The following is a 25,394-nucleotide window of genomic DNA, read 5'->3' as shown; positions in this document are numbered from 1 at the left end:
TTTATTCCTCCCCTTGGTCCAAATATTTTTCGGTTTCCTTGCCACGATACGAGGCCAATGCCAGCAAGCATAGGTCCTTTCCTTCCCGCCAATCCGCTTCGCAGGCAAGCAACAGCAATTCGTTTTCGCTCCTCGTGCTATCCGCGGGGACACTCGGTCTCGTTCTTGTAACAAAATCCATCAAATTTTCCCGAAACTTCTCCTGGGTACGGCAGTTGACAAACAGTTGGCGCATTCGCTCGTATTCTCGTTTAAAAAACGTACTTAGGTCACCGCCCGCATGCTTGGCTTCGTTACTCACCTTTCCAAAACGGTTGCGGATCGCAGAATGCATCAAGCCGACAAATTCTCTTCTGCTCTGTTCTTTCCAGATCATTTTTTCCTGTACCAATTCTCCCAGCCTCCTTTGCCAATAGATCATGCTTTTTCGCCGTTCGTCCGTCATATACGCAGAAATTCCCCGGTACCATTCATCGTTTCCAAGCACCAGATTGTCGGCGATTTGGCCCAAAAACGGGCAGTAGACGAAATGTGTGCCCTTTCCCGCTCGATGCAGCTTGTCATGGGCAATTTGATATTTTTGTACGGTTTCCTCAGACAGGCATGTGCTGGAAAACAATGCTGTCCGTGTTTTTTGCTGGGCTGACCAGCTAACGGTACCAAACCGTACTACCGTAAAATCACAAGACAATCGTCTGAGCTTTGGGGTATTTTGCAAATGAAGCAGCATGGCCGCCTGCAGCGCTGCCTCTTTTACACCCTGGACGCGAATAAGCGGAACCTTCCCGGATGCTCTCTCGCTGCCTGTCCGCTCATAAAATCTGAGGAGCAAGTCAACAAACGAGCGTAACTGGCGAGGCCGTGGCACCGCTACCAATGTCTGTGTCCGCTTGTCCCGCTCTCCATTGGACAATCCGGCGTGCCCTTGGAAAAAGAGACAACCCAGAGGCGCAAACAGCAGAAGAAAAAACTTTTCGGGACTTTCCTTTAAACCGGTTTCTTGCACGGCGTTATGCTTGACGATTCCGCCGGGAAGTGCCCAGCCCGCTATATCCATGCTTTTTTGTTTGGCAACTGCCTCCGCAATTCTCTGACACGTCGCCTGGTCGCGATGGATAAAGTCTCTTAATGGCAAATAGCTGTACTCCAGTTTTTTCTCGTCTAGCGGACTATTCTTTTCTTTTTGTTTCCCCTCTGCCTTCCGCGCACTGGGATGCTGCAAAAAACTGCCCAGATACAACTTCTGCAGTTCCGCTTTCTGAAAAGGGCCCCAACTTTCCAGAACAGGAAAGTCAAACAGGCCATCATCATTCAAGCGGTACACAGCCTGGAGCAGACTATGCAGCGATTCTGCTGTAGGCTGAAAACCGGACATTGAAAGTTTCTGTTCGTCATATTCAAATGAATCCAAAGCCGCGGGAAGTGCATTCCATTTTCCCAGCATGACCAGACTGGCGGTCAATCCGGCAAGCCCTGCCCGATGATATGGTCCCATCCCGGGATCATTCAACCTGAACTCTTTCCACTCTTGCATCCCTTTACCATCCCTCCCCGCTTCTCGTCATAGTCGATCACTTCATCCGGCACAATGTACACATGACGCCATTTCATCCAGTCACCCCGCGGGAGCTTCCCTCGATTTACCGGAAGAACATACTCCATGATTTTGGAGCGGCTGGCTTGCTTTCTTCCGCCTGTCTTTTCAAAATCGCTTTTGACGATCACATCGACCAGCGAAGACTCATCACGCAACGAGCCTGTCAACGTTTCCGGAAGCTCTTCCCACCCGGATAGCATTTGCCTGACTTCCCGTTTTTTCGTGTTCATCGTCGCCAGCAGGATTGACAAATCTGCCTGCGAAAGAGGTTTCTCCGCATTCTCCCGCAGGATTTTCTCTGTCAAGTAAACATCATCACGTTGCTTCTCATACGGACTTATACTCTCGGGCATCCAGAAATAGGCTCTACCTGGAGAATCCCCAGGCTTTGCAGTGCGATTTAATCTGCCTAAACGCTGTATCACCGCAGAAAACGGAGCGATCTCGCTCATAAGTACATCGCAGGAGACATCAAAACTCATTTCCGCGATCTGCGTCGTAATGGCGCAAATACCTCTCCTCCCGCGAAACGCTTCTACGATCTCCTGCTGCCTGGCCAAACGGTCCCGGTACTTGAAACGCGAATGATAGCAAAACAACTCGGCCCCGGGGGTTTTGTCTGCCGCTTCTTTCTTTAGGGTTTCATACAGGTCCATCGCCCTGTCTGTCGTATTCACGATGATGAGAACATTTTCGTTTCGGTTCAGCGCTTCCCACAGCTTTTCCTTCGGCAATGATGGCCCTGCATGCAACCGGTAGCGAGGGATGCTTTGATGAAGTTCGGGGCCCTTGCACCAGGCAGCTCTCCTCCCTTCGTTTTCAAGCTCGCGAAAGAGGCTTTGCAATGCCTCCCGCCGTTCTTGTTGCAATGAGGCTGTCATGAGCAATATAGGCAGATCGAACTCTTTTAGAAAGCGGAGGAACGAAGCAAAGAGGTTTTCGTCGTAGCTATGGATTTCATCGAAGACGATTGCCGACTGGAGAATATGTGGAAGCACACAAAGAGAAGAGTAATAGAGCTGCGTCAAACCAATAACAGTATCGACCGTACAGATGGTCACCGGCTGCAATAAATGTTCCAACGCGCGAAATGCCCCTTCTTTTTGGCCATCCTTTTGATTGAGCAGCAATTCAAAATCAATGTCGGCCCGGGAATGGTGCAGCTTTTTGCCCGCAGATTGCAAATATTGCTGATAGTCTGCATAGCCTTGGGTGGCCGTGGCGGTAGTCGGGTAAGCGAAACAGAGAAACGGGCGGTTTACTTTTTTGGCCCACCGGTAGGCCGCAATCGTTTTTCCGCTCCCGCATCCTGCTTCACAGACCGTGATCTCGTAGGTTGCAGCCGCTTCTACCGTTTCCTGAAACTGCGTAATCTCTGGAGAATACGTATTGACCTTTGCCAGTTTCTTTTGAATCATGTCGCCCAGTTCATTTTGAAGTGGGATTCCTGAAAAGATGTTTCGGATGTCTACACTCTTCCTCTCAACCCAATCCCCTCTAGACAATGATCTGACTGATCCCAAGGCGTCAGCGGCGATAAGTATTCCCCTGATGATCGAGCACAATTTCCGTTCAGAAGCACTCAAACCGACCGCATTCTCCTTCCATTCGCAAATGACCTTTTCTTCGTAATCACCCGCAAATAAACGGCTCCTGGGGAAACTGGAGAGGGGCTGGCTCCAATCCACTGGCTCTCCCAAGGTACGGTCGATTAGCTTCCTGACGTCATCTGCCCTCCTGTGCAGAAGATACAGCTTCAATTCACCCGAACCGTAATACGTCTGCTCGCCATCCGGGAATCTCAAGTGATGTCCAAGGATAGCAGCTTTGACAGCAAGCATTCCCCACATCGTATCCCCGATGTATTGCTCTACAGCCCGAAGCAATGGTTCATAATTTTCCAACATCCAGCAAGACAACAACTCGTGCCGAACTACCTGAGGGCCTGCATCTTTACCTTCTATTAGGTTTACGAAATCTCCTGACAATTTTCCAAGGTCATGAAGCAGAGCCGCGACCCGAACCACTCTTTTGATTGGTTCGAGCTTGTCCTCTTCCAACTGACACACTTGCAGTATTGCCCAGCCGGTCTTTTCGACAATGATCTCGGCTGTCTCCACGACCTGCTCCAGATGCCCTGCTACTGTGGCAGCATACAGGTCGTGTTCTGAGCTTGTAAGACTCTTGGCTAAAAAGGGGGGTTCAATCCCTGGCATCGTCTTTCCCTCCAGCCGGAACAAATAGGCCGCATCCGTATTTTCTCCGGCCAGAAAGAGGCTGCGATTGTACGATCACGGATTGTTCGTCCGTCAATCCTGCAATCCGGATGCCAAAACCGGTAATTTTCTTGCCGTGTATTCGGACAATCCTTCTCCGCAGCGGGGTTATGTCCAGATGAGCTGACTCCTCTCCCAGTAGGTCGAGCAGCTTGCTTCTGAGATTGGAGACGGCTTTTTCTTCATCTATTGCATTTCTCATGACAAATAAGCGGCAAAACAGTGTTCCAGCCGGGCGAATCATCATTAACTGCGGGACGCCAAAGCGTATATGATCGTTGCGGAGCTGAACGGCTTTTCCCGCCAGAGGGAGTACCATGGGGATTTGGGATGCGTCACATTGAACAAAGAAATAACTTTTGCGGCTAAGCCTCAATCGCTTGCCAAGCGCTCTTTCACCAAAAATCGGGGATATCGCGATCTGGTCTTGCTGATGAATTGCCGGTGCAATAGCAGAAATCGCTCCGTACAAGGATTCGGAGTGATCCGTATCAATCTCTTTTCCTGAAATAATCGGCAGCTTGACCCTGATCGCGGCAGGCGTTATCATCCTGATATTTCACCTCCAAAATGTTTTAATTGTTTTGTAAATGGGTTAAATTGCTGTCACACAGAATGTTACCATTTCTGGAAACAATAGGTCAATTGTATTATTACCTTTTTCTTACTCTTTTGTTAAAGTAAATAAGAACAGAAACCTGAGGCGTTTAGAACTTTTATTTGGTATGTAAAATGATCGAGCCAAGCAGTGATGCCTCATGACGCCACCAAAACAAGACCTCCTAGCCAACCGGCTAAGAGGCCTGCTTCTTTATCCGTACATCTCCACCCCCGCCCTGCCCGGCTTCAGCATATCTGCCAATGCCCGGTACAAATTCGGCGGGTGCTCGGCAAGGCGGTGGCACAAGTACAAATACCACTCGGTGCCATAGGTGACATACAGGCGTATCGGGATTCCTTTCGCGAGCAGTGCCCGGGCGGCCTCTTCGCGTACGCCGTACAGCATTTCCAACTCCACGGAGGCGTTGCCCAAGTACTCCCGCTCCAAAACCGCTTTTACAATCTGATCGTCGTGGGTAGCGATGGACAGCGGGTGACCTGCACGAACGATTTGCTCTGCCAGCGACAGATAGCGCTCCCGCAGCTCGGCGGAGCGGGGCAGAGCCACTTCCGGTGCTTCCTTAAACGCGCCCTTGACCAGCCTGATCTTTCCCGGCAGAGCGAGCAGACGCGGAAGATCGTCGATAGTGCGGTGCAAATGGGACTGCACCGTGATACCGATGTTGTGCATACGGCTGGCGAGCTGCTCGTACACGCGGTAAATGGCCGAGGTCTTGGCCGATTCCTCCATGCTGATCATCACATACTGGCCGTGCTCTTTGGCACATCGGGCCAGTTCTTCGGCATTCTCCAATGCCAGCTTTTCATCGAACAGAAGTCCGATGTGGGAGAGGTCGAAGCAAATGTCGGCGGACAAGCCTTGCTGGCTGCTTTCTTTGATCAGCGCGAGAAATTCGTCTGTGGCCCGGCGGCATTCTTCCGCGTCAGCCGTGTTTTCCCCGATGAACTCCAGCGACTGCCGGTAGCCGAGCTCCCGCAGTCGGACCGCCGCCCTGACTGCCTCGCTCCCCTGTTCTCCAGCCACATACCGTTTTGCCGCCGAATAGAGAATCCGGTACAGCCAAGGAGTCCGCATGACGAAGTCTTTCATGTCCGGATCGCGGGCGATTGTCCGCAAAACGTCTGCGGCTTTTTGTTCGTCGGACAAGATTTCCGGCGAGCCCTTCTCCGTCAATGTGGACGAGAGCCCCAGGCGAGCAGTTACTTCTCCTTTTCCCGGTTGATTTTGATTCTCTAACTTTTGTTTCTCCATCTTCCGTTCCTCCCTCTCTTCGCTTTTCTCCCACACGATAACATGCTAATCTGGCTAGGATTAGGTCCACTTTTCATCGATATGGACAGTACCACTTTGCGAAGGAGAGGGCTTGCCATGCTCTGGATCAACATTGACCGCACTCAGCCGATGCCATTGTTCCGCCAGTTGTACGCGGACATTCGCGGCAAAATTCTGAAAGGAGAGCTGCGTGCCGGGGAACGGCTTCCCTCGACGCGGAAGCTCGCGGAAGAGCTCTATGTCTCCCGCAATGTCGTCCTGGAGGCATACGACCAACTGCTGGCCGAAGGGTATCTGGAGGGACGGCCGGGCTCCGGTCATTATGTGGCTCCCGGTATTGATCTGTCGCTGCTTACGCCGCTTCTTCCGCCCGGCCTTCCTTTGTCTGGCAGGGTCACGGGGCAACGCGGACCAGAGACGCCAGAGAGAGTACTAGAAAATGATGACCGGGCATTCCCATCGGCAACGATTCGAATTTCACTGGATGGGAGCGACTCGGCAATTGGCCGAACTTCTCCAGGTGTGAGCGACTCTGCAATTGATCGAACTTCTCCGGGTGTGAACGATTCAGCGGCTGGTTGTACTGCCCTGTATGGGAGCGATAAAGCAATCGGCCACCCTTCCCCAAATACGATCGACTTCCGCTCCGGTGTCCCTTGCCTCGATCGCTTTCCCCGGGCGCTTTGGGGAAAAATCATGCAGCAGGTATGCCGGGAAGCTCCGCTCGACGCCTTTGGCTATGGACGTCCCGAGGGGCAGGCGGAGCTGCGCGCGATCCTCAGCCGCTATTTGTTCCGCACGCGCGGTGTGCAATGCCGTCCCGAGCAGATCGTGATCACGTCCGGGGCGACCCAGGCGTTCGTGCTGATCGCCAAGGTGCTGCTTTCCAAAGGCGCTAGCGCCGTGATCGAGGACCCGATTACCCGCGATATCCAGACGATCTTTGCCCAGACCGGGGCCGCGCTGCTCCCAGTGCCGGTCGACCAGCACGGGATGATGACGAATCTTCTCCCTGCCGATGCGCAGCCGCGCTTTGTGCTGGTCACGCCCTCCCACCAGTTTCCTTTGGGCGGCACACTGCCGATCCAGCGGAGAATCCAGCTGATCCGGTACGCGAGTGAGCGCGATTGCTATCTCGTCGAAGACGACTACGACAGCGAGTTCAGGTACGACAGTCCGCCTGTCCATTCGCTTCAGGGGCTGGCCGGAGAACGGGTCATCTACATCGGCTCCTTTAGCAAAATTCTCTCTCCGGGACTGCGCATGGGGTATCTCGTGCTGCCCCCTTCTTTGGTGGAACGGTATCAGGCGGCAAAATGGTTTACGGATCTGCACACGCCTTCACTGGAGCAATTGGCATTGGGAAGGTTTGTGGAGGAAGGCCATCTGGAGAAGTACATCAGCCGGGTAAAAAAGCTGTACAAGCGCCGCCGGAGAGCGCTATGCGACGCGCTCCAGGCTCATTTTCCCGGACAGGTGGACATTTGGGGGGCTTCGACCGGACTGCATATTGTCGCTTCTTTCTCTGGCAAAGCGTTCACTGAGGCGAGTTTGTCGGCTCTTTTGCAAGCAGGCGTCCGGGTTTATCCGGTCGAGGAGCATGCGATCCAAAAAGGGCGACATCTGGACAAGGTGATTATCGGGTACGGGAATTTGCCGGAGGAGGACATTGTGGAGGGCGTATTGCGGATGAAACGGGTTTTGGGCTAGGAGTGGGCTTTGCTCTGAAAACTGGCTACGGATTAAAAATAGGGTCTGGGTGGAGCCAAAAAATGACCCACCCAGACAAGTTTCGACTTCAATTACTTTTCTTCAACGCTCTCTACTGTCCATTCTTTTGAGGACTCATTGGCACTAAGGGATTTTGCGTTTCCTTTAAGTGCTAATTCAATTTTAACTGTCTTACCTTTTCCTTCATCATGCTGGAACAAAATAATGACTTTCGATTTATCATCATTAACAAGCATAAGCGGCATCATGTCTCCCACTTTTGAATGCTTCTCCATCGCTCCAAGCATCGCATCATAAAAGCTTGTTTTCTCTTCGTCACTGAGCGTCTGAGTCAAGTGAATCCGGTCGGCATAGTCAATCTTAGTCCATTGGCTATCATCAATCTCGTAGGTTTTTAACGCATCTTCCCATGAACTTTCAATTTTTTTGTTGATTTCTTCGGGACGATAGTCACTCATCTTTTCCTCTTTCTTCATTTCAACCTTTTCTTTTTTCGCATTTACAGGCTCAACACCATAAAAGCCTCCAAAAGCAACACCCGACAAAACAGCAAATGTGAACATAGACGTTATTACTACATTCCGTTTTTTCATTTCATTCCCCTCCATGTTCTAATTACTATAATCTCTTGATTCGTCAAAGACTGAATCGGCATCATCACTTGACCACCATATTCTATGAGCTGCCGTTGTCTATTTTTGTAAATATTTCCCATGATCCCTTATAAGTAAGACGAAGAATTCTTCATTATGTTTCATGGGATACGGATGCCGCTTGTGTCACGTGTAGTGGCAATGGAATTAACATACTCTTTTCAAAAGATATATCGGTACTTCAGAATTGGAAGGGGACTTACTAATAGTACCGATTGTAGCCATAAACGGAGGGCAGACCATGCGGGTAACCTTTCAAAATAAAAGGCCACCTGATTGAGCAGCCCCTCTTCCTTTACAGCTTTTCTACTTCCCATCCCCACTTGCCTGCACTGCCGCCCCGTTCACAAAGCAGGAAACTACCTCAAGCTCCAGCTCCCCCGGCTGACGGCCAAGAGCGGCGGTTAATCCTGACATGATGGCCTCGCGCTCTCCATCTGTGTCCTCCGCAAGCTGACAGACTAGCCCCAGCAGCTCCGCATAGCCCTGATATTCCGCTTTGGACATCGGCATTTCGTGAGACAGGACATACCAGTCGGCATCGTACTTCTCCAGCTTCGAAAGCAGCGCCCTTGTTTTGGCTTCCGTGTAGCGACCATACAAGTCCGCGTACAGACAATCTCCCAAAAACAAGACCTTCTCTTCCGGGATAAAGACGACCGATGAATCCGAGGAATGATCGCCACCAACATGTTCGACTACGACGCGGATGCCGCCGAGGTCAGCCTCCCAGCTCCCTTGAAAGGTGATCTCCGGCAGTCGGATCGAGATATTGCGCTCGGCGCCGTACTCCTTTTTGATCATCTCGGCACAGAAAGCAAACCCGCTGCTTTTATCCTTCCATTGGTCGATGGCTTCATCTGTCCAGGCGAGAGGAACCAGCTTCTCCAGAACGGCTTTCGTTTTTTCATGGGCAACCAGCTTTGCCCCGATCCGTTCACCGCCAAACGTGTGATCCCAGTGCCAGTGAGTCAAAACGGCAACAGACGGTTGCGATAATCCGTGCCGTTCCAATTCCTTCAGAAACAGCTCCGCATGGGCAGGAGAGTTTCCTGTATCGAGCATTAAAGTCTGTTTCGTCCCGGAAATAGCTGCGAGAATCGGCCGGTCTGTTCGCTCATCCGGTGGCAGAAAATGAATGCGGTCAGTCAGACATCTCAAGTGTCGGCATTGTTCCACCAGCTTTCTCCCTCTTTCCTTTCCATTTTTAAGGAAAATCTAGCTGTCTCCATAACGGTACCACGTTTTTCCGCATCCAGATTCACCACTTTTTTACAACCTGGTGAAAGTCAGAAAGAACGAGAACTGCGAAAAAAAGCGGCAGATCCTTCCCGTCTACCGCCCTTCCCCTTCTCCTCCCGCCTGATTTTGCTGCATCCACACTGCCAGCTGCAGCGAGACGGCGTCATGAAAAACCTGCGGATCGTAGCCGGTGCGCTCTTTGATTTTTGTCAAACGGTAGATGAGTGTATTGCGGTGGACATACAAATGTTTGGCTGCTTCGCCGATGTTCAGGTTGCTGGCAAAAAACGCCTCCAGCGTTTCGATCCCCTTCGGCGGGAGATGGGCAAATACGCGATCGAGAAATTTTTGTTTGGCCTGGCTGTCCATCCGCTTGATCAGCGCCTTCGTCTCGATATCCAAATAAGAGGTGATGCCCTGCTCCTGGCTTCCCAAGAGCAATGCCAGCTTTGCCTCTTCAAGCGACATGCCGATTTTCCCCGTCTCTGTCACCTGCGAGCCCAAACCGATCTTGAACGGGATCTCCTTTTGCCGCAAAAACAGTTGAATGGCTTCCAGCTTTTTTATGACTGTGCCTTCCTCCAGACCGGAAGTGAGGATGAACAACCGGTTTACGCTGCGGAATCCGACCAGCCATTTCGTTTCGCCGATCAACTGCTCGACTTTTTGAATCAGCTCCTGATTTTGCATCGGAATTTCACGCATCTCGATGAGAGAGACCTGGAAAGGCTCCTCCAGTTTCATTTTCAGCAGGGCCAGCCTCTGCTCGACGGATTCTTCCTGAATCTCCCGCTGGATCAGCTCTTCAAAAATCATTTCCTTCAGCCGTTGCTTCCACTCGAGCTGGGAGGCCAGAAAGGACTGGTTGATCATCATCTCCGTAATCATTTTGACAAGCTCCCCAAACTCGCGGATCTCATCTGGCTCCCCCGTGATGCCGATGACACCGATCAGCTTGTCCTGAAAGACGATCGGCAGATTGATCCCCGGGCGCGCGCCTTTGTACTGGCGCTCATTGCTGCGGGTGATCATCAGCGGCTTGCCTGTCCGGATGACATCGGCAGCTCCCTCGTGGATTTCACCCACACGCGAAGCGTCTCCCGAAGCGATAATCGTTCCGGTATGGTCCATGATGTTGATGTTGCGGTTGAGGCGGTTCATCGTTTCGCGTACGATCTGTTTGGCAATCTCATAGGTCAGCATACTCAAATCTTATCCTTCACACATCGATTAAGCCAGCGCTTATTTATAATAAACAAAATTATGCGATAATTTGCACGGGATTTTTATGGATGGTAACCGATGATTTCGCGAATGCCCCTTCTCTATAATGAAAAGCAAGTTATGAAAGCGCTTTACAAAGGAGTGGAACGTCAGCGTGAAGGTTGTGATTGCACCCGATTCATTCAAAGGAAGCTTGTCTGCATTTGACGCTGCCCTCGCCATTGAAACAGGCATCAAAAAGGTTCGCCCCGAAGCCCGTACCGTTCTGGTACCGGTCGCAGACGGCGGAGAAGGCACGATGGAAAGTCTGGTCGCAGCGACCCGGGGACGCAAGGTACAGGTCACTGTCACAGGCCCCTTGAACACACCGGTGGATGCCGCCTACGGAATTTTGGGAGACAACGTCACCTGCGTGATCGAGATGGCGAGCGCGTCCGGCCTGTACCTGGTCCCGGCGGAGAAAAGAAACCCGCTAGTCACCACGACATACGGCACGGGCGAATTGATCAGACAAGCCCTGGATGACGGCTGCCGACGATTTATTCTCGGGATTGGTGGAAGCGCTACCAATGACGGGGGCATCGGCATGCTGCAAGCCCTCGGCATGAAGCTGCTCGACGCTGAGGGACATCAGGTCGGATTTGGCGGTGGCGAGCTCGAACGGATCGAGGTGATCGATGACAGCGGTTTTGACCCTCGCATACGCGAAGCGGAGTTTTTGATCGCCTCCGACGTCCAAAATCCGCTGATCGGTCCGGACGGGGCCTCCCACGTGTTCGGTCCGCAAAAAGGGGCCACTGCCGAGATGGCGGAAAGACTCGATCAATCCCTCCGCGCGTGGGCGGATCTAGTCGAGTCCAAAACCGGCATCCGGCTGCATCAACGGGCAGGGGCAGGCGCTGCAGGCGGAATCGGCGGTGCATTTCAAGCCTTCTTTCCTTCGTCCATGAGACGCGGTATCGACATCGTGATCGAGTATACGCAACTTGACAAGCATTTGCAGGATGCCGATCTCGTCCTCACCGGGGAAGGACAAATTGACTTTCAGACAGCATCAGGAAAAACTCCGATGGGTGTAGCGCAGGTGGCCCAGAAACGCGGCATACCCGTTTTCGTTTTGGCAGGCTCGATCGGACGCGGTATCGATACCCTTTATCAGTACGGCATTCATAGCATTCATAGCATACTAAACGCGCCGATGTCCCTGCAGGAAGCGATGGAGCGGGCACCGGAGCTGCTCACACAGACGGCAGAGCAAGTATTCCGGACGTATCTGGCCAGGCAAAACCACAACTAAGCGTACAAGGGGGATTGTTGAATGAAAATCAAACGGACCATCGAAAAGGTACCCGGCGGATTAATGGTTGTTCCGCTGCTGCTCGGCGCCTTGCTGAACACCATTGACCAAATGCACATACCCGTTGTCATGGACTTTTTGAAATCCCTTGGGGTTGCTGCGACCAAAGACGGCCATTACGAGTTTTTGCGCATCGGCGGATTTTCCGAGGCCCTCTTTAAAAACAGCTCCATCATTCTGATCGCCCTGTTCCTGTTCTGCTGCGGCAGCCAGATGAATCTGCGGGTCGGCGGAACGGCGCTGAAAAAAGGCGTGCTGCTGACTGCCTCCAAGTATTTTACCGGCGTGATCATCGGCTTTCTGTGGGGAAAGCTGTCCGGCGACATGATGAACGGCTTCCTCGGCCTGTCGGCGATGACGATTATCGCCGCGATGACCAACGGAAACGGCGGGATGTATGCCGCCCTTACGTCCCAGTACGGGAATCGCTCTGACGTCGGCGCCGTTGCGGTCCTTTCGCTGAATGACGGTCCTTTCTTCACCTTGATGGCGCTGGGCATGATGGGTGCGAACTTCCCCTTCATCGCGTTTATCGCTGTACTGCTGCCGATCGGCATCGGCATGCTGCTGGGCAACCTCGATCCCGAAATGCGCGACTTCCTGAAGCCGGGCGAGCTGCTGCCCGTTCCGTTCTTTGCCTTTTCCCTCGGTGCCGGGATGGACTTTGCCACCTTCCTGAAAATCGAGGTGCTGCTCGGCGGCTTGGCGCTCGGCTTCATGACGACCATTTTGACCGGTTCTACAGGCATGCTGGTCTTCAAGCTGTTCCGCGAGAAAAGCCACATCGCACCCGTAGCGGAAGCATCGACTGCAGGCAACGCGGTAGGCACACCGGCGGCAATCGCGGCAGCCGCAGCAGTAGCAGCCGGATCCGGCATGATGTCCGCCGCAGATGCACAGGCCTATCAAAATCTGGTGGAAATCGCGACCGCCCAAATCTCCATCTCCACACTGACTACGGCGATCCTCTGTCCTATCGGCGTGATCCTGGTCGATACGTGGCAAAAGAAGCGAGGTATCAACGGAAAGCTGGAAACCCACGAGATATCAAATACCATCCACACGTAACATCTAGTACATCCATGTATGCGTGTGCTGCCCCTGACAGACGTCAGGGAGTTTCACCTTTCGGATCAAGACAATCATGACAAATACGTGTTGAAAAGGAGAGAGCCATGAAAACGACATTGTTGTACGGCAAGCACGGACTGGAAGTAGAAGTGCCTGATCACTCCCTCATCCTGGAGCCAAAAAATCTTCCCGGACTGGCGGACGAGGAAGCAGCGGTACTGGAAGCGCTCCGCAATCCGATCGGAAGCGCCCCTCTCCGCGAGATGGTTAAAAGCACAGACAAAGTGGCGATCGTGATCAGCGACATCACCCGCCCTACTCCCAATCACAAGCTCGTCCCCTGGCTGTTGAAGGAGCTGTCCCATGTGCCGCTGGAAAATTTCGTCGTGATCAACGGCACGGGCACCCACCGGGACCAGACCAGAGACGAATTCGTCCAGATGCTGGGCGACTGGGTAGTCGAACATGTACGAGTCATCAACCACCATTGCCATGAGAAGGAGGAGCTCGTCAAGGTGGGCGAAAGCCGCTTTGGCTGCGACGTCTACCTGAACAAGGAGTACGTCGAGGCCGACTTTAAAATCGTCACCGGCTTTATCGAGCCCCATTTCTTCGCCGGTTTTTCCGGCGGGCCCAAAGGGATTATGCCGGGCATTGCCGGAATCGAGACCATCCTCACGTTTCACAATGCCAGAATGATCGGCGATCCGCTGTCCACCTGGGGCAATATGGTAAACAATCCGGTGCAGGACATGACGCGGGAGATCAACAGCATGTGCAAGCCCGACTTCATGCTCAACGTCACCCTGAACCGCGAGAAGGAAATCACCGCCGTCTTTGCTGGCGAGCTGTACGAAGCGCATGACCGGGGCTGCGCTTTCGCCAAGGAGCACGCCATGATCCGCTGCGACCACCGGTTTGATGTCGTCATTACCTCCAACTCGGGCTACCCGCTCGATCAAAACCTGTATCAAGCGGTAAAAGGGATGAGCGCGGCGCACAAGATCGTCAAGAAGGGCGGCACGATCATCTGTGCCTCGGAATGCTCCGACGGCCTGCCCAATCACGGCAACTACGCCGACATCCTGAAAATGCGCAAGACACCGCAGGAAATCCTGGACATGATCAATGATCCTTCGTTTAAAATATTCGATCAGTGGCAGGTGCAAAAGCAGGCGGTGATCCAGGTCTGGGCCGATGTGCACGTCTACTCCACGCTCTCCGATGAAGATGTGAGGATGGCCATGTTCGCCCCGACCCATGACATCGAGAAGACCTTGGAAGAGTTGAAGGAGAAGTATGGAGAAGGCATGACGGTGGCTGTGCTCCCGCTCGGGCCGTTGACGATTCCGTATGTGGAGGAAGACGATCATCTGCAAACCGTTTTTTGATTTTTGACTGTTTAGACAAATAAAAAGTGGAAATAGTAAGGATAGGGGAAATTTCCCTATTCCTTTTTTTGTTTGCCGTATTTTGGCTTACCTACAAGACTGATGGGAGAACGGAGGCGGCTGGACGTGGAACAATGCGGTTCTCTTCGCAAAGAGCCGCTGCAGGCTTGCCTTGATGCGAATCTAAAGCGGATCAGGGAAATAAGCGGGGGCAGCACTGACATTATCATACGAGAAGTCAGAATTGGCCGATCAGAAATAAAAATGGCCATTCTTTACACGGAAGGGCTCGCCGATAAAAAAGTGATCACTGATTTTATTCTGGAATCTTTGATGCTTGCGATCAAAGAAACGGAGATTGATCTCAAGATATCCGACCGTTCGCATGTGTCTCGTGTTTTGCGGGATTTTGCACTTACCGTCTCCGACACCAACGAAGTCTCTGATTTTGATGGCTTGTTTGCATTCCTGCTATCGGGAGATGCTGTCATCCTGGTCGATGGTTCTCCCTGCGGGATCGCGGCAAGCTCCAGAGGATGGAAAGACAGAGGAGTTTCAGAGCCCGCCGCACAGACAGTTGTACGCGGCCCCAGAGAGTCTTTTACCGAAACACTTCGGACCAATACCGCTTTAATCCGCAGAAGGATCAAAGACCCTCATCTCTGGCTGGAAACGATTCAAATCGGCCGAGTGACGAGAACCGATGTAGCCATCATGTACATCAAGGGGATTGCCAACGAGAAGATCGTGCAGGAAGTGCGAGACAGGCTCAAGCGAATCGACATTGACGGAATACTGGAAAGCGGGTACATTGAAGAGCTCATCCAGGACAAAACGTTCACTCCTTTTCCCACTGTACATAATACTGAGCGGCCCGATGCGGCGGCGGCGGGTTTGTTGGAGGGCAGGGTCGTGATCTTAGTCGATGGAACCCCTTTCGTCCTCATGGTCCCCGCTCTGTTTGCACAATTTCTTCAAGCGAGTGAAGACTACTATCAACGTTGGGATTTTGCCACTCTAATCCGCCAGATCCGCTATATATCGCTGTTTATATCCCTGCTTGTACCTTCCATGTATATTGCTATCACCACCTTTCACCAGGAAATAATCCCACCCCGCCTGCTCATAAGCTTGGCATCGCAGCGCGAGGGTGTACCTTTTCCCGCTTTTGTGGAAGCGCTGCTTATGGAAATTACCTTTGAAATCCTCCGCGAAGCAGGCGTCAGAATGCCGCGGGCGATCGGTCAGTCCATATCGATCGTCGGAACATTGGTCATTGGTCAAGCCGCGGTAGAAGCGGGCATCGTCTCTCCGGCAATGGTCATTGTCGTCGCCATTACAGCCATTGCGAATTTCGTCATCCCGGCATTCAGCGTGGGAATTTCGATTCGGATGTTGCGCTTCGGCCTTATGGCCTTGGCGGCATCCTTTGGTCTGTATGGCATCATCCTGGGCGTCATTGTCATCGTTCTCCATCTGTGCAGCCTGCGCTCCTTTGGAGCTCCGTACATGAGTCCATTTGCTCCTTTTCATCTGGCTGAACAGAAGGATACGCTTTTCCGCTTGCCGCTATGGGCATTGTTTTCACGTCCGAGAGCGATCAGTCAAAACGATACCATTCGCGAAAACAACGAGCATCCACATCCAGAATCCAAGCAAAATTCTTAAGAGAGGGAGCGATTCGGTTGCGTAAACCTATTACCATGGCATGCCTATTCCTGCTGCTTCTCGTTGTTTTGACCGGATGTTGGAACAGAAGGGAATTAAACGAGCTGGCAATCGCTGTTGCCATGGGGGTTGACAAGAAAGACAACGACTATCTGGTATCCATCCAAATTGTGAATCCCGGCGCGGTGGCAGCACAAAGAGCCGGTACGGACACCGCTCCCGTAATTACCTACTCTACACAAGGGACGAGTATTTTTGAAGCATTGCGAAGAACAACGACAAAATCGCCCCGCAAAATTTACTTGTCCCATATGCAAGTAATTGTGCTGGGCAAAGAGGTAGCCGAAGAAGGAATTGCAAAAGTGTTGGACTTTCTTTCAAGAGACCACGAATTCAGAACCGATTTTTTTCTCGTTGTTTCAAAGGATGCAACCGCCGAAGAAATTTTGAAAACCCTGACTTTGCTTGAAAAAATTCCTGCCAATAAAATGTTCCATTCTTTGCAGTCGTCAAATACTGCCTGGGCGGCAACAGGAAAAGCGACCCTCGACAAGTTGATATCGGACATGACCAGCGAAGGGAAGCATCCGGTCCTGACTGGCATTACACTTGACGGAGCGAAGGATATTGCCGGGACCAAAGAAAATATGCAGCGAATAGACTCGCGCGCTCTCTTGAGGTACGAAGGATTGGCTGTGTTTAAAAAAGACAAGCTCGTAGGCTGGCTCAATGAGGAAGAATCCAAGGGATACAATTACATTCAAAATGAGGTAAAAAGCACAGCAGAATATGTTGCTTGTCCCAATGGCGGAAATATAGCGCTGGAAATCATCCGCACCAACAGCGAGATGAAGGGAAAAGTCGTGCGAAAAAAACCGGAAGTAGCCATCGAAGTCCGCGTGGAAGCAAATATCAGTGAAGTACAATGCAATATGGATTTGGCCAAGGACAAAACGATTCGGGGCCTTGAAGCGAAAGCGGCGGAAAAAATAAAGGGATTTATGCAGCAAGCCATTTCAAAAGCTCAGCATAAGTACAAAGCGGATATTTTCGGGTTTGGGGAAGCTGTTCACCGGGCGGAGCCGGGATTTTGGAAGAAGGCAAAACAGAATTGGGATGAGGAATTTGTCGGCTTGGATGTTGACATGCGTGTAGATTTCAACATCCGGGGCCTTGGCACGATCAGCAATTCGTACTTGGAAACGAAAGAGGAGTAGATCAACATGTTGAAAGCTGCAGCCATCATTGCGGTGGGAATGATCATTGCCTGCATGGAGGTGCCGGCTTTAGTCAAAAACAGGTTCGTCAAGGAAGCATGGGCATTTTCCCTCTTGTTACGGCCGGGATCACGCTCGGTGTCCTCCAAGTGCTGCATGTGCCGGTTCCGAGTCTTAGCGAAATGATTACCTTTATTTACAAACCGGTCAGTGACGGGATCCTGTCTCTATTTAAAGAGTAACAGCCTTTTCTCCAATTGTTCATTCCAGCAAAGACAATGGCAGAAATGAGAGGTGAGTACCATGCTGGAACAAGGAAAAATCAACATACGTCAATTGACGGTTCTTGTGATTGCCTTTACGATGGGCACCTCCTTTTTGCTGGGACCGTCTCCATTGGCGCTGGAAGCGAAACAAAACGCCTGGATCGCAGCCATTATCGGTATTGTTATCGATTTGGTGTTGATTGTTATGTATGTTGCTTTGGGAAATCTGTTTCCATGACCTTGGCCCAATACAGCGAGAAAATTTTGGGAAAATGGCCGGGAAAATTGATCTCCTTGTTGTTTTTCTCATTTTTCATTTTTCTTTCGGCACTGATGGTTCGTGATCTGGGAAACTTCATCGTGTCAAACGTGATGCCTGAAACCCCCGTAGAAGTTATACTGATTTCCTTCAGTATGGTGGTTGTGATCGCAACGCGATACGGACTTGAGGTCATCGCCAGGACCACGGAAATATTTTTTCCCTGGATATTTGTGTCTCTGCTTTTTCTGACCTTCACACTGCTGCCGGAAATCGAGATCAACCAATTGGAGCCTGTTACGGAAGGCGGAATAAAGCCGCTGCTTGGAGCGGGGATACAATTTTCAAGTCTGCAAGAATTCGTCTGTTTTCTCATGTTGCTCCCGTTTGTCAATCGCCCGAAAAAAGTTCTGCATTCACTCTTGCTGGGCGCTGCCGCGGGTGGTGTCATTTTGATCATCATAACGGCTTTATGCATACTCGTTCTTGGCTCGGATTTTACAGCGAGAAATATTTATCCGTCCTTTGTGCTGGCCAAGAAAATCAGTATAGGCAACTTTTTGGAGCGTGTGGAAGTGCTTTTGGCTGGCGTTTGGTTTTTGTCCATATTTATCAAAACGACGATTACCTTTTATGTTTCGGCGTTGGGACTGGCTCAAAGTCTTGAGTTGAGGACCTATAAGCCATTAACGGTGCCTTTGGGCGTCTTAATGGTCGCACTATCCGTTTTGGCTTACCCGAACATTACCAAACTCCTTGAGTTCGTACCAAAAATTTGGTTTTCTTATGCGTATACGTTTCTGTTGCTGCTCCCTTTATTGTTGCTGCTGGTGGCCTTGATCCGGGGAAAATCCGAAGCGCCTCTTTCCATGGAGCAGAAGGACTAAGGACCAACGCACGATTCGTTGGGAGTCCATGATGTTCCGTCCATGCATGTTCCATCCACTCAGTACAGTCCTAAGCCCAAAGCTTCTGTACTGATTCCCGACCCTATTCATCGCTGCTTTCACGCTCTTCCGCCACCATCTGTTGAAACAACTGCTGAAACTCCCGTGACGCCCGAAAAACATACTGGCTGTCCTCAAATCGAAGCTTCAGATACGATCCGTCAGAGGCGACCCGAAACTCCAGATGTTTGAAGCGGTTGTCCCTGTTATCTGTATCCTGAAACAATTTTAGCTCGTATTCCTCATCCATCCGCTCCCGCAGAGGCAAGCCCTCGATGTAGCGGGATTCCCGCAGAGCGGCATACAGCTTCCGCCCGCTCTCGTCTTTTTCGGTTTTGCTGTAAAAGCGTCGCATGTCCGAACTGGCAACATTCATAGCAAAACCTTTCCCCGTCAAATCCTCATGCAAATAGGTAGACATCTCTGTACGCGGGTACAGCGTGTTTTCGATCCAGTCTGCCACTGGCAAAAAGCCTGCCAGAAACATGATTCCCCCCAGCCAGACGGCCGCAAGCTTCGCCTTCTTGTTTCCATTCGTTCGCTTCACCAGAAGAATGGCGGCGATCAGTCCGAGCGGCATCGAAAGCTGGTTGAACGAAAAACGGAACATCGCAAGCAAGGTATAGCCCATCAGTTTTACAAACAGAAGCGGCTCCCTCTCTTTTGGTGTACGGAACCAGATCAAGGCCAACAGGAGCAGCGTTGTTCCGTACCCGAGCAAACTGACGATCAGCAGGGTATCGCTGCCGTGCTTCATCGTTTCACTCCCCCTCCACTCTCCTTTGCGCTTGCTTGAACGCTTGTTTTTGGCTATGGTAGTACTCGAGGGCACAACCCAGATAAAGAAAGACTCGAGGAGGCTCTGCCGCATGCTGCTGTTGACGGTTGTCACGTTTATCCTCTTGCTTGTTTCCCATATCTTTGTTTATCTTACCATTCAGAAGAAAACGACGACAAAGTCTCTTTCCTTTTTTATCCTTTATATCGCGCTTGCCTGCCCGCTTGTTTTCACCTTGCTCTATGAGCGTTCCAACGACATTGTCGGAGCCAATATCGGCCTCGGCATCGCCTTTTTGTTCACCTGGGCGGCGATTATCGTGATGTGTGCCGTGGGTTTCTTCCGGTTTATCAAAAAGCATATGAAACAGGATGAGATATAGCGGCCATATCTCCCGGAAACGCATTACTGGGAGGCCGCGGAGTCTAGCTGTTTCCCCGCAAACAGACGGTAAAAAAACAAGGGATACAAGAGCAAATACAGATTGGGGAGCCACCAGGCGGGATCGAAGTCCCCTTTGAACCCCCAAAAGGCGATGGCTTGCAGGCCGGAGCAAAAGGTCAGGACGAGCGAAACTTGCGCCATGGGACGCCAGTTTCGGTTTGCATGATAAAAATACAGACTCGTCAATCCCGTAATGGAAATGAAAAGATCCAGGGGAAAAAACGACAGATTCCAGGCCACCATCAGCGGATTGGCGTAATCCGGATAGAGGTACTCGGGAGGGAGCCATTCGAGGAAGACAATGCTCCAGTAAACGAGAAAGCCGACGTCGGTCAACCAGAAAAAAGGTCTTAGCGCTTTCATTTCACGCATACCTCCCCGGAGACATCCGCGAGGCCCTCCGCTGTGCCTGCGATTTGCCCGGTGGTACCTGCGATTTGCCCGGAGATACCCGCAACTTCCAAACAAATGGCGCCAGACAAGTCCACCCACCTCATCGCTGCCCCTCCTTTTTCCCGCCGCCCGCAATCCCGTGCAGCAATATCTCAATCATCGCGTCCAGGGCATCTGCCATCGTCATGTTTGTCTCCTCTACGACCTGGCGATCCACCAGATGCTCAAGCGATCCGATATACATATGAATAAAGACGGGAATGCTCACCCGCTGGAATGTTCCCTCGGCCATTCCCCGCTCAAGAATATTCCGCACATGCTCCCACTCGTTTTGAAGACAATCCTCAACAAGCGCCCACTGCTCGGGGTAGTACCGCTTGAGCTCGTACCACAGACGGATATGGGTGCTGCCAAAGCCGCTGGGGACAAGTGCCAGCAAAAGCTTCAGTTTTTCCGTCAGATCGATGTCCGTACGCCCGATAATCTCGGCTTCCTTCTGCTGCAGCTCTTTGACTCCGCGCTCAATGATCACGGAGATCAGTTCTTCTTTGGAGGAAAAGTACCCGTACAGCGTTTTCGTGCTCATCCCCGCTTGCCGTGCAAGCTCCGCCATCGTAAACTTGAGCCCTTTGGTGTGGATTTCCCGAATGGCCAGCTGAATGATTCTCTCCTGCACGATTCCTGCCCCCTCTCGGAAATTTAGAAAACGATTTTGTTTTTCATATTTTCCTATCAAGGAGCAGTTTACTCCCAAATCAAGCTCTGCGTCAAGATTTGGAAGCAAACTTGGAACACTGCCCCCACCAAACATCGGCCAGTTTGCGGATACCCGGCTCGATTTTCTCCAATTCAATGCCGGCAAAGCCTACGATAAATTCTTTTTCGGTCGTTTCCGTACGAGGCGTCATCCACGTATAGGCTGCTGAGGCGATATTGATTCCGGCCTTCTTCGCCATCCGGGAAAGCTCCCTCTCCTCCACTTGGTGCTGGACTTTCAGCAGTACATGAAATCCGGCGTCCTCTCCGATCACTACAGTCCGCTCCCCCATGTGCTTCCGGACCGCCTGAACCAGCGTGTCGTGCTTTTTCCGATAGACATTGCGCATCCGGCGCACATGCTTTTCGAAATGTCCCTCCCGCATAAACAGCTCCAGCGTTTTCTGGTGCAGAGGAGATGAGGACTGCTCCAGCAGCAGCTCTCTCAGCAAAAGGTCGTAGGACTCAAGCAAAGACTCCGGCAGGACCATGTAATAGGTACAAATGGCCGGGGCCAGCACCTGCGAGAAGCCGCCCATATAGATCACATTGGCTCCCTGCACCAGGCCCTGAAGGGAGGGAACTGGCCTTCCGTGATACCTGAACTCGCCGTCATAATCGTCCTCGATAATGTAGGCGTCCGTCTTCTTGGCCCATTCCAGCAAGCGCAGCCGTTTGGCGATCGGCATGATCATTCCCCGCGGATACTGGTGGGACGGCGAAACCGCGACCAGCTCGACGCCGCTCTCTGCCAGCTCGTTTACATTCAGGCCATCCTCCTCCAGCGAGACGGGGATCACCTCATAGCCGTTTTGGCGGAAGGTCGATGCGATCAACGGATAACCCGGATTCTCGACTCCGACGCGGGCCACGCGAGCTTTCAGGAGCAGAGCGAGCAAGGTCAGTAGCCCGTGCTGGTCAGCCCCGATCACGATCTGCTCAGGTGAACACGAGACGCCTCTCAACTGGCGCAGATAACGGGCCAGCTCGGTTCGCAGTCCATACTCCCCCTGGGGGTCTCCGTAAAAAAGCAGGTCCAGGTGTTCATGCCGCAGCACTCTGTTGAACAGCCGCCGCCACAGGGCAAAGGGGAAGTGGGAAAAATCGTTTTTCGAGAGGTGAAAGTCATAGGGGTACGAGGATGCATCCCGATGCTGCAAGCGAGGGACGGTCAATTTTGTTTCCCTCTCCTCTGCTCTCTCCACCTGCTGATCGGCCAGTGGCTGAACGTAGTAGCCGCTTTTTGGCTTGCTGGCGATAAAGCCTTCCGCGACTAGCTGCTGGTACGCCGTTTCCACCGGGGTCGTGCTGAGTCCCAGCAGATCAGCCAGCTTGCGGACAGAAGGCAGCTTGACATGCTCGGACAACGCCCCTGCGATAATCTGCCGCTTTATCTGCTCGTAAATTTGTACGTAATGGGGAATCCGGCTGGAATCGTCCAACTGCGGTGCGAAAAGCATCGGTGAACCTCCATCTGTCCTTTTACTTTTTGCGAAACTGTCCATTTCCAAGTATACACATTTTCGCTATTGTAAGGTATCAAAAGGAGGCATCGAATCATGCATACATCCGCAAACAAGCCTGTCCGGTTCCTCGAAGGCGAACGCGTCTACCTTCGCCCTGTCGAGCTGGCAGATACCGATCTGTACTTTGGCACGCTCTTTCATCCGGAAACCCGCCGACTGACCGGTACACAGCGCAGCTTTACCCGCGAACAGATTCACCGCTACCTCGACGCCAAGTCCCAGGATTCTTCCAACCTGCTGCTGCTCATCGCCCTGCGGGACAATGACGAAGTGATCGGCGACATTGCGCTCCAATCGATCGATCCGGTCAATCGGAATTGCAATATTCGCATCGCCATCAACGAACTGCAGCATCAGAGCAAAGGCTTTGGAAGCGAGGCAATGCGCCTGCTGCTCGGATACGGCTTTGGCATCCTCAATCTTCACCGGATCGAGCTCAACGTGTTTTCCTACAACGAACGAGCCATCCGCGCCTATGAGAAGATCGGGTTTAAACAGGAAGGCGTCCAGCGCGAGGCTCTCTATTACCATCACCAGTACCACGATTCCGTCATGATGAGCATGCTGGCCCGCGAATACCGGGAGAAATACGGGGCTCCCACTCCCCAGGCGTAAGTTTTTTCAAGCTGTCGAAACAATTATATGGCGGGCAATCCAGCGCTCTTTTATGTGGCAATTCAGCTAATTGGGGCTCTGTTGTACAGATATGTTACTTTTAAAGGATAAACCCGTTTCTCTTGTACGGGGTTACCCTTTTATTTTTCAAGGTGGGGCCTGGGTGGCAACTGCCGCCGAGTCCTGCCGACCGATGGACCGCCAGTTGCCCATGGCCCCTCTCTACAAGCGTGAGCAGTTTCAATCTGCCAGTTTCAGTCCAAGAACAGTCACGATAATTCCCGCCATGCAAAACAGCCGCAGTCGGCTTCGCGGTTCGCGGAAAAACACCATACCGATGGCCGCAGACCCGAGTGTCCCGATACCCGTCCAAACGGTATAAGCCACGGATAACGGGATTTCTTGCATCGCGTGCGTCAGCAGACTGAAGCTGGCAAAGAAGCCGCCGTACAGAAGGAGATTATTGCTCCAGCTATTATGCTCGGCGACTTTTTTGATCCCGATCACGCCGATAATCTCAAGCAGCCCCGCCAAAATCAAATAAGCCCATGCCATTATCCGTCCCCCTTTACACTGCGCGTTTCAGAAGCTTTCAGACCGATGATAAACACGACAAGCAGCAGAACGAAAATCACCTTGACCGCAGAAAGCGGTTCTTTCAAATAGAGCGCTCCCGCCAGGATTGTGCCTACTGAGCCGATACCGGCGAAAACCGCATAAACGGTGCCGACTGGCAATACCTTGGCGGCCCGGATGAGAAGATCGAAGCTGGCAAAAATCGCGATCAGCGTATGAAGACCGATCGATCCGGTCTTGAAGCTGACAGCCCATACGATTTCGAGTATGCCTCCCATGAGGACGTATACCCATGCCCTGCCATGCGATAGCGTTTTTTCCGCGGCTCTTTGGTTCGATGCCTCTTTATTTGCGGCTTGGAAACCTGCCGATGGGGCAGGCATAGGATTGACTGCCCGCTTTTTCGGAAAGAAAGCAAACCACAAAGCCCACAGCGTGTGGATGGTCATGATCGTCGTCCAGACGGAGCTGATTTGATTGCCGAGGGCTTCCCGGTACAAATCAGGCTCCCGGTACATGATCCAGTTCACGATCTGTTCGATATAGGGATTGCCCGAAGGCCCGGAAGCAGGGGCAAGCCCAAACATGTAGGCCATTCCGAAGTGAGCGGCCGCAAAAACAGCAAAATGCCATCGCCAATATCTCCATTGTTGTTTCCCGTACTCATGATCGCCGACGGTCATCCTGCTCATCCCTCTCCTTTCCTCTCTCTTTCTCGTACCACTCAACGATTTGATCGATATAGGCCATCAGCTTGTAATCCAGGCCGTAAACGACGGGAGCATCGCCAGGCGAAGGCCTGATCAGTTCCCAATACTTTTCCATCACCTCCGTATTGCCTCCGAAAAATGCTTCCGCGCAATCCATAACCCGCTTTGCCAGGCGCTGTGCGACAGGTGATTGCGGAGGCTCGTGCATATGGTCCCGGATGTCCCTCAGCAGCTTGACCCATTCGTCGGCCTTCGGATCGTCTGTATCGAATGTCGGCAATCCGTCAATAACCTCGATTTCCTCCGGCGTAAAATGCTCATTGAAAAATTGCTCGCGAGATTCGTCGTTGCTCGGCTCTTTCTCAGGCTGCATCGCCTGAATAAACGAAAAAATGTCGTCGGTGCGAAAATCGCCCGTGATTTCGATCGAATACAGGGTGTGAAACAGCAATCGCTCCAAGCGCCGCAATCGCTCCATTTCTTCCCTGATCGTACCGATTTGTCCCCGGATCGCCTTTTTCCAGCGTATTTCGGCCGGGAGCGCATCCTCGGCATTGAGAATGTCCTTGATGCGCGACAACGGAAATCCGAGCTTTTTGAGAGCCGTGATTTGCTGCAGTTTCAATACATCCTCTTTTGAGTAATACCGGTACCCCGTCTCGGTTACCCTGGACGGTTTCAGCAAGCCCAATTCATCGTAATAATGCAAGGTTCTTACCGAGATATTTGTCCTTTTGCGCAGCTCGCCTACACTGTACATCGCAGATACCTCCACGAAAGAATTCTGCTTCCTGCTATTTACA

General features: G+C 52.0%; 25 protein-coding genes. 10 read left to right on the top strand and 15 right to left on the bottom strand.

Annotation, left to right across the window (positions count from 1 at the left end):
- Position 1: 1 nt before the first annotated feature.
- From cas8a1 to EDM54_RS14220, 4 genes are all read right to left on the bottom strand, one after another.
- The gene (gene cas8a1, locus EDM54_RS14235) at positions 2-1,534 is read right to left on the bottom strand and encodes a type I-MYXAN CRISPR-associated Cas8a1/Cmx1 (RefSeq protein WP_003389992.1); all 1,533 of its coding nucleotides are present in this window, start codon (positions 1,532-1,534) and stop codon (positions 2-4) included.
- Positions 1,507-3,813, bottom strand: a complete 2,307-nt coding sequence (gene cas3 / locus EDM54_RS14230; protein WP_122958380.1) for a CRISPR-associated helicase Cas3' — start codon at positions 3,811-3,813, stop codon at positions 1,507-1,509. The genes cas8a1 and cas3 overlap by 28 nt, the downstream gene beginning before the upstream one ends.
- Positions 3,800-4,423: a type I-MYXAN CRISPR-associated protein Cas6/Cmx6 gene (gene cas6, locus EDM54_RS14225; RefSeq protein WP_003389994.1), complete on the bottom strand. Its 624-nt coding sequence runs from the start codon at positions 4,421-4,423 to the stop codon at positions 3,800-3,802. Before cas6 ends, cas3 begins: the two co-directional genes overlap by 14 nt.
- 261 nt (positions 4,424-4,684) lie before the next feature.
- The gene (locus EDM54_RS14220) at positions 4,685-5,746 is read right to left on the bottom strand and encodes a proline dehydrogenase family protein (protein WP_081787892.1); all 1,062 of its coding nucleotides are present in this window, start codon (positions 5,744-5,746) and stop codon (positions 4,685-4,687) included.
- Between the two features lie 117 nt (positions 5,747-5,863).
- Between EDM54_RS14220 and pdxR (EDM54_RS14215) the strand changes: the two genes are divergently transcribed.
- Positions 5,864-7,477, top strand: coding sequence for a MocR-like pyridoxine biosynthesis transcription factor PdxR (pdxR, locus tag EDM54_RS14215; RefSeq protein WP_122958379.1), 1,614 nt, complete (start codon positions 5,864-5,866; stop codon positions 7,475-7,477).
- A 92-nt stretch (positions 7,478-7,569) separates the two neighbouring features.
- On the opposite strand, the gene EDM54_RS14210 is transcribed toward pdxR (EDM54_RS14215), so the two are convergent.
- The 3 genes from EDM54_RS14210 to EDM54_RS14200 form a co-directional block, all read right to left on the bottom strand.
- A complete protein-coding gene (locus EDM54_RS14210; protein ID WP_024985548.1) occupies positions 7,570-8,091 on the bottom strand; it encodes a hypothetical protein in 522 nt (173 codons plus the stop codon).
- 366 nt (positions 8,092-8,457) lie between these two features.
- A complete protein-coding gene (locus EDM54_RS14205; protein ID WP_122958378.1) occupies positions 8,458-9,330 on the bottom strand; it encodes an MBL fold metallo-hydrolase in 873 nt (290 codons plus the stop codon).
- Between the two features lie 156 nt (positions 9,331-9,486).
- Positions 9,487-10,596, bottom strand: a complete 1,110-nt coding sequence (locus EDM54_RS14200) for a CdaR family transcriptional regulator (protein ID WP_122958377.1) — start codon at positions 10,594-10,596, stop codon at positions 9,487-9,489.
- A gap of 175 nt (positions 10,597-10,771) precedes the next feature.
- Here EDM54_RS14200 and EDM54_RS14195 point away from each other — a divergent pair, with 175 nt between their 5' ends.
- The 7 genes from EDM54_RS14195 to EDM54_RS14165 all read left to right on the top strand — a co-directional run bounded on the left by EDM54_RS14195 (position 10,772) and on the right by EDM54_RS14165 (position 18,733).
- Positions 10,772-11,914, top strand: coding sequence for a glycerate kinase family protein (locus EDM54_RS14195; protein ID WP_122958376.1), 1,143 nt, complete (start codon positions 10,772-10,774; stop codon positions 11,912-11,914).
- Positions 11,915-11,935: 21 nt separating this feature from the next.
- Complete coding sequence (locus EDM54_RS14190) at positions 11,936-13,042, top strand: 2-keto-3-deoxygluconate permease (protein ID WP_003389999.1); 1,107 nt, start codon at positions 11,936-11,938, stop codon at positions 13,040-13,042.
- A 107-nt stretch (positions 13,043-13,149) separates the two neighbouring features.
- Positions 13,150-14,436 (top strand): nickel-dependent lactate racemase, encoded by a 1,287-nt coding sequence (gene larA / locus EDM54_RS14185; RefSeq protein ID WP_122958375.1) that lies wholly within the window; start codon positions 13,150-13,152, stop codon positions 14,434-14,436.
- 102 nt (positions 14,437-14,538) lie between these two features.
- Positions 14,539-16,104 (top strand): spore germination protein, encoded by a 1,566-nt coding sequence (locus EDM54_RS14180; protein WP_031931669.1) that lies wholly within the window; start codon positions 14,539-14,541, stop codon positions 16,102-16,104.
- 17 nt (positions 16,105-16,121) lie between these two features.
- Positions 16,122-17,321, top strand: coding sequence for a Ger(x)C family spore germination protein (locus EDM54_RS14175; RefSeq protein ID WP_003390003.1), 1,200 nt, complete (start codon positions 16,122-16,124; stop codon positions 17,319-17,321).
- 98 nt (positions 17,322-17,419) lie between these two features.
- Entirely contained in the window at positions 17,420-17,563 is a 144-nt protein-coding gene (locus tag EDM54_RS26500; RefSeq protein WP_170208396.1) for a hypothetical protein, read from the top strand.
- Positions 17,564-17,578: 15 nt separating this feature from the next.
- Positions 17,579-18,733 carry a GerAB/ArcD/ProY family transporter gene (locus EDM54_RS14165; protein ID WP_443092635.1) on the top strand — a complete coding sequence of 385 codons (1,155 nt, stop codon included), beginning with the start codon at positions 17,579-17,581 and terminating at the stop codon, positions 18,731-18,733.
- Between the two features lie 103 nt (positions 18,734-18,836).
- On the opposite strand, the gene EDM54_RS14160 is transcribed toward EDM54_RS14165, so the two are convergent.
- Complete coding sequence (locus EDM54_RS14160; protein ID WP_024985543.1) at positions 18,837-19,550, bottom strand: hypothetical protein; 714 nt, start codon at positions 19,548-19,550, stop codon at positions 18,837-18,839.
- Between the two features lie 112 nt (positions 19,551-19,662).
- Between EDM54_RS14160 and EDM54_RS14155 the strand changes: the two genes are divergently transcribed.
- Positions 19,663-19,953 (top strand): hypothetical protein, encoded by a 291-nt coding sequence (locus EDM54_RS14155; protein WP_003390007.1) that lies wholly within the window; start codon positions 19,663-19,665, stop codon positions 19,951-19,953.
- A 23-nt stretch (positions 19,954-19,976) separates the two neighbouring features.
- On the opposite strand, the gene EDM54_RS14150 is transcribed toward EDM54_RS14155, so the two are convergent.
- The 4 genes from EDM54_RS14150 to pdxR (EDM54_RS14140) form a co-directional block, all read right to left on the bottom strand.
- Positions 19,977-20,378: a DUF5360 family protein gene (locus EDM54_RS14150; protein ID WP_024985541.1), complete on the bottom strand. Its 402-nt coding sequence runs from the start codon at positions 20,376-20,378 to the stop codon at positions 19,977-19,979.
- Positions 20,375-20,512 carry a hypothetical protein gene (locus tag EDM54_RS26495; RefSeq protein ID WP_155808075.1) on the bottom strand — a complete coding sequence of 46 codons (138 nt, stop codon included), beginning with the start codon at positions 20,510-20,512 and terminating at the stop codon, positions 20,375-20,377. The genes EDM54_RS14150 and EDM54_RS26495 overlap by 4 nt, the downstream gene beginning before the upstream one ends.
- On the bottom strand, positions 20,509-21,084 hold the full coding sequence (locus EDM54_RS14145) for a TetR/AcrR family transcriptional regulator (RefSeq protein ID WP_024985540.1): 576 nt from the start codon (positions 21,082-21,084) through the stop codon (positions 20,509-20,511). Before EDM54_RS14145 ends, EDM54_RS26495 begins: the two co-directional genes overlap by 4 nt.
- 91 nt (positions 21,085-21,175) lie before the next feature.
- Positions 21,176-22,624, bottom strand: a complete 1,449-nt coding sequence (gene pdxR, locus EDM54_RS14140) for a MocR-like pyridoxine biosynthesis transcription factor PdxR (RefSeq protein WP_024985539.1) — start codon at positions 22,622-22,624, stop codon at positions 21,176-21,178.
- A gap of 99 nt (positions 22,625-22,723) precedes the next feature.
- Between pdxR (EDM54_RS14140) and EDM54_RS14135 the strand changes: the two genes are divergently transcribed.
- Complete coding sequence (locus tag EDM54_RS14135) at positions 22,724-23,305, top strand: GNAT family N-acetyltransferase (protein WP_003390011.1); 582 nt, start codon at positions 22,724-22,726, stop codon at positions 23,303-23,305.
- A gap of 240 nt (positions 23,306-23,545) precedes the next feature.
- On the opposite strand, the gene EDM54_RS14130 is transcribed toward EDM54_RS14135, so the two are convergent.
- The 3 genes from EDM54_RS14130 to EDM54_RS14120 are packed head-to-tail and all read right to left on the bottom strand — an operon-like array spanning position 23,546 to position 25,351.
- A complete protein-coding gene (locus EDM54_RS14130; RefSeq protein ID WP_003390013.1) occupies positions 23,546-23,860 on the bottom strand; it encodes a DMT family transporter in 315 nt (104 codons plus the stop codon).
- On the bottom strand, positions 23,860-24,573 hold the full coding sequence (locus EDM54_RS27020) for a DMT family transporter (protein WP_227278035.1): 714 nt from the start codon (positions 24,571-24,573) through the stop codon (positions 23,860-23,862). Before EDM54_RS27020 ends, EDM54_RS14130 begins: the two co-directional genes overlap by 1 nt.
- Positions 24,545-25,351, bottom strand: coding sequence for a MerR family transcriptional regulator (locus EDM54_RS14120; protein WP_003390015.1), 807 nt, complete (start codon positions 25,349-25,351; stop codon positions 24,545-24,547). Before EDM54_RS14120 ends, EDM54_RS27020 begins: the two co-directional genes overlap by 29 nt.
- Positions 25,352-25,394: the final 43 nt, after the last annotated feature.

Source organism: Brevibacillus borstelensis (assembly GCF_003710865.1).
GTDB classification, from domain to species: domain Bacteria; phylum Bacillota; class Bacilli; order Brevibacillales; family Brevibacillaceae; genus Brevibacillus; species Brevibacillus borstelensis.
The sequence above is the reverse complement of the archived record's forward strand: the minus strand, read 5'-3'. Positions and strand labels throughout refer to the sequence as shown.

What these genes read in the sequence shown, in the direction of transcription:
- EDM54_RS14135 (WP_003390011.1), top strand. Translation starts at nt 22,724, where the DNA reads ATGCATACATCCGCAAACAAGCCTGTCCGGTTCCTCGAAGGCGAACGC.
- EDM54_RS14190 (WP_003389999.1), top strand. Translation starts at nt 11,936, where the DNA reads ATGAAAATCAAACGGACCATCGAAAAGGTACCCGGCGGATTAATGGTT.
- EDM54_RS14220 (WP_081787892.1), bottom strand. Translation starts at nt 5,746, where the DNA reads ATGGAGAAACAAAAGTTAGAGAATCAAAATCAACCGGGAAAAGGAGAA.
- EDM54_RS14130 (WP_003390013.1), bottom strand. Translation starts at nt 23,860, where the DNA reads ATGGCATGGGCTTATTTGATTTTGGCGGGGCTGCTTGAGATTATCGGC.
- larA (WP_122958375.1), top strand. Translation starts at nt 13,150, where the DNA reads ATGAAAACGACATTGTTGTACGGCAAGCACGGACTGGAAGTAGAAGTG.
- pdxR (WP_122958379.1), top strand. Translation starts at nt 5,864, where the DNA reads ATGCTCTGGATCAACATTGACCGCACTCAGCCGATGCCATTGTTCCGC.
- EDM54_RS14210 (WP_024985548.1), bottom strand. Translation starts at nt 8,091, where the DNA reads ATGAAAAAACGGAATGTAGTAATAACGTCTATGTTCACATTTGCTGTT.
- EDM54_RS14160 (WP_024985543.1), bottom strand. Translation starts at nt 19,550, where the DNA reads ATGAAGCACGGCAGCGATACCCTGCTGATCGTCAGTTTGCTCGGGTAC.
- cas3 (WP_122958380.1), bottom strand. Translation starts at nt 3,813, where the DNA reads ATGCCAGGGATTGAACCCCCCTTTTTAGCCAAGAGTCTTACAAGCTCA.
- EDM54_RS14150 (WP_024985541.1), bottom strand. Translation starts at nt 20,378, where the DNA reads ATGAAAGCGCTAAGACCTTTTTTCTGGTTGACCGACGTCGGCTTTCTC.
- EDM54_RS14120 (WP_003390015.1), bottom strand. Translation starts at nt 25,351, where the DNA reads ATGTACAGTGTAGGCGAGCTGCGCAAAAGGACAAATATCTCGGTAAGA.
- cas8a1 (WP_003389992.1), bottom strand. Translation starts at nt 1,534, where the DNA reads ATGCAAGAGTGGAAAGAGTTCAGGTTGAATGATCCCGGGATGGGACCA.
- EDM54_RS26500 (WP_170208396.1), top strand. Translation starts at nt 17,420, where the DNA reads ATGGGCATTTTCCCTCTTGTTACGGCCGGGATCACGCTCGGTGTCCTC.
- EDM54_RS14200 (WP_122958377.1), bottom strand. Translation starts at nt 10,596, where the DNA reads ATGCTGACCTATGAGATTGCCAAACAGATCGTACGCGAAACGATGAAC.
- EDM54_RS27020 (WP_227278035.1), bottom strand. Translation starts at nt 24,573, where the DNA reads ATGAGCAGGATGACCGTCGGCGATCATGAGTACGGGAAACAACAATGG.
- EDM54_RS26495 (WP_155808075.1), bottom strand. Translation starts at nt 20,512, where the DNA reads ATGAGGTGGGTGGACTTGTCTGGCGCCATTTGTTTGGAAGTTGCGGGT.
- EDM54_RS14155 (WP_003390007.1), top strand. Translation starts at nt 19,663, where the DNA reads ATGCTGCTGTTGACGGTTGTCACGTTTATCCTCTTGCTTGTTTCCCAT.
- pdxR (WP_024985539.1), bottom strand. Translation starts at nt 22,624, where the DNA reads ATGCTTTTCGCACCGCAGTTGGACGATTCCAGCCGGATTCCCCATTAC.
- EDM54_RS14180 (WP_031931669.1), top strand. Translation starts at nt 14,539, where the DNA reads ATGGGAGAACGGAGGCGGCTGGACGTGGAACAATGCGGTTCTCTTCGC.
- cas6 (WP_003389994.1), bottom strand. Translation starts at nt 4,423, where the DNA reads ATGATAACGCCTGCCGCGATCAGGGTCAAGCTGCCGATTATTTCAGGA.